We start from the raw sequence: 3,268 nt of genomic DNA on the forward strand, positions 1-3,268 counted from the left end.
TAAGTAGACAGTGTAAAAAGACCATGTATGTACATGGTCTTTTTACACTGTCTACTTAAAGGGGATAATATCAAGCTAAGTCTCTTTTCCACCCCTCCATTATAATTTACATCTCTAAAAAAGAATTATGTTGACCGATCTAATCATCAAATAAAATCCTACTTCCTCAATTGCTTTTTTAATCTCTTATTAGCCTGGTACAAGAACGGCTTATTCTCATAGTTTTAATGCTTAAAATAAGAATAGCTGCCTTTTAAAACAGTAATTTGAAGCTTCTCAGACTGTAGTAATAGCCAATACTTACATTCATCAAGAACTACACCGGTCACGCTTTTACCATTAGCAAAAAATACTGTAATTATATCCCCTACATATAAAACATACTCCGTTGGTTTTATATGACCAGCTGCTTTCATTTCCTCTGTATAAAAATCATTTGTCTCTAACAATGCAGTATGTTTACCATGTGCAATATAAGATAAAGCACTCTTCATAATCGTACAGAAATTGCCCTTCTCTGTTTTGATATACAGATAATAGGCTCCCTCAAATAATACAAATCCTTTCATACGCTTACCATCTTTAAACGCACAAACTATATTTTCCCCTATCTCAAACACAAATGACGTTTTCTTATCTTCAGGCGTATAATTAGGTGATCTTTCTTCAACTGACACAAACTCTTTATGTCTTATATATTTTACTTCTGCAAAATTAACAATTATCTGATAAGGATCACCGTCCCCCACCATATCTAAAACACAATAATATTCCTCAATTGTTGTAACTTTCCCTTTTAACAAACCTTCATGACCAAGTAACTTAATCTCTACATCAGTCCCCCTCATGAATACATAAGAATGTCTATAACGTCCCTTTTTATCACGATCTACAGAATAATTTTTACCCATATAGCACACCACCAATAGAATAAATTTCTAAAACAGTCTATACAATTTCACATACCATAATGAGTATAGAACTCTAAATAACTTAAAATATCCCCCTAGCAAGAAGTAACTCTGTAAGTATTAATCGTATAACGCTATAGCTAGCTCTCCGAAAGATGTATCGTAGATATAATTATGTATTGGCACAGTGAACAATTAAAAATTAACCAGCTGGTAGCCCTTCGATTAGGCTATATGACACGGTTTCTTCTGCCATAGCGCTATCGTTCTTTGCTTGTAGAAAGATATTACCTATTTGGGGAAACAGCTCGTTTAAATAGCTTGAATAACTCTCTCTTTTTTGCCCTTTTTCACGTAATGCAAATGAAATTAACATTCCAATTGTTGATAGTCCAGTTTTTGCCGTTTTCCCTTTGCCCTCAACAGTTTTGTATATTTTATTACTCTTCTTCAAAACAGTGTTTAATGTACTTCTAGGGATATTTAGTTCTTCACATAGTTCTGATTGTGTAAAGTATAACACAGGCTTGTTTTTAGAATGCATTGATAAGAAAGCGATAATATCCGCTTCCCACTCATGCCAATGTGAACGTACTCGATCAACACGCTGTTTCTTATGCTTTCTCCAAAACGCAGCAGGAGATCTGAAAGAATTCACTTGTCCAGGTGTCGCATATGTTTGAAGTAGACGATCAATATAATCTTTATGTGCAGCCTGGTACTTCCCTGAATATGCAGACATGACAATCCCTCTAACTTCAACATGATCTAAAGGTTGTTCCAGGTTACTATTAAACTGATCCATCATATCTAGTGCTTCTTTAATTGACACTTCACTTTGAAAACATGCTAATGACAGAGTGAAAATTGCATTGTTTCGCCCTGCTTTTGTTTGTTGTGGCGCTATATTCGTGCAATTAATAACTTGTTTAAACCACGCTTCTTCAACCTGTTTCGGTTGCTCTACAGGTTTGTTTTTAGAAAATGGTGTTTCAATTACGTTATTTTTACCTGGAATTGCGAAAAATTCTTTGCCTTTGTTATCATCTTGTCTCTTGCTCCATTCCTGCAGCTCCTTGAAAGAATATACATTTCCCTCAAAGAACATAATGATATTCTCTTCTGAAGGCATTCTGAAGAATCCGAAGTGATTACATGTTAAATCTACTTGTGGTAGGCTTACAGCAAACATTTCTCTCAAGTTTTGAGAGATTCTTTTTGCTGATTTAATAGCGATATAGTTCTTTTTATTTGTTACATATACAGCTTTATCTAGCACATAATATACTTGGTAACCCTTTGTAGTTTGAAGGATCATAGTCGGCACACCAAAACCAGCATTTAACGCAACATCGTTAATAGCTGTCATTGGGAATGTCTTTGAATCAATGTCGATTACGAAGCAATTAATTTGCTGTAAGTTCTTTTCTGTATGCCCAACGATTGTACGAAGACCATTCTCGCTATATGTACCAAAATTATATACATTAGGAGTCCAGTGAGAAGCTTGTCCAACATGATCCAGTGTAGCTTCCTCAGATGATAATACTACCCCTCTTGTACCAAAAGGTGCGCTTAAATCAGCTTTTTTACGAGTAATAAAAATAGATCCTTTTTTATTCTTCTTACCATTCAGCATTTTGTTTTCAAATTTCTCTTGTTTTGTAATAGATACTAATGCAGCTTGTGAGTTTTTAGATTTATATTTTCGTAAACCTTTATGAAGTATAAGATTAATAGCTTTCTGTACTGTATTCATGTTGGATCTCCTTTCTACTAGATTTAAGACAACAAAAAAAGGTGAGCAGTTATATCACTGCTCACCTAAATAAATAGACTTCCCGAATTGTATACAAAGGTAGAAAAATCCATAATTAAATACGCTTATAGATGCACTTAAATAGGGGGTTCTATCTTTACAAATCTACACTAATTAACTATACTAATAAGAGATATTTAATATCTCAATAGCATAGTTAACTAGAACGGTTTGGGAAGTTTACTCACTGGTAGTGCAGTGACGTAAATGGAATACAAGATGTTTCCAGCAAATTGTATTCACCAAGAAGTAGAAATGTTTCCAGCAGATCTACTTCCTCTGTCGTGTTTGAGATCTTCCAAATCTCAAGTAGACAGCCGTTCTTTTTTTATTTGTTTTTTTATGTTTATGTGTCTTATATATATCCTACAAATTCTTACGAATTTCTTATGTATAATATCAAACTAAATCGAATTGCGTTGAGAAAACTTGTTGTCTATAACGTTACAATAAGTTTTTTTGTTTGTAAACAAAGAATTTCAACAAAACTTCTTCCATGTACACATGTACACAAGTGTAAAAATGTACATGTGTACAT

Annotated in this window: 1 protein-coding gene and 1 pseudogene; both read right to left on the bottom strand. The window is 33.6% G+C overall.

All coding sequences use genetic code 11. The features are described from left to right. Positions 1 to 158 precede the first annotated feature (158 nt). Positions 159 to 911: pseudogene (locus tag AB3X48_RS19830) on the bottom strand (hypothetical protein). Positions 912 to 1,113: 202 nt separating this feature from the next. Continuing rightward, positions 1,114 to 2,670, bottom strand: coding sequence for a replication initiation protein RepS (gene repS / locus AB3X48_RS19835; protein WP_016104017.1), 1,557 nt, complete (start codon positions 2,668 to 2,670; stop codon positions 1,114 to 1,116). Positions 2,671 to 3,268 lie beyond the last annotated feature (598 nt).

This window comes from Bacillus sp. S4, from assembly GCF_040838205.1.
GTDB classification, from domain to species: Bacteria; Bacillota; Bacilli; order Bacillales; family Bacillaceae_G; genus Bacillus_A; species Bacillus_A cereus_U.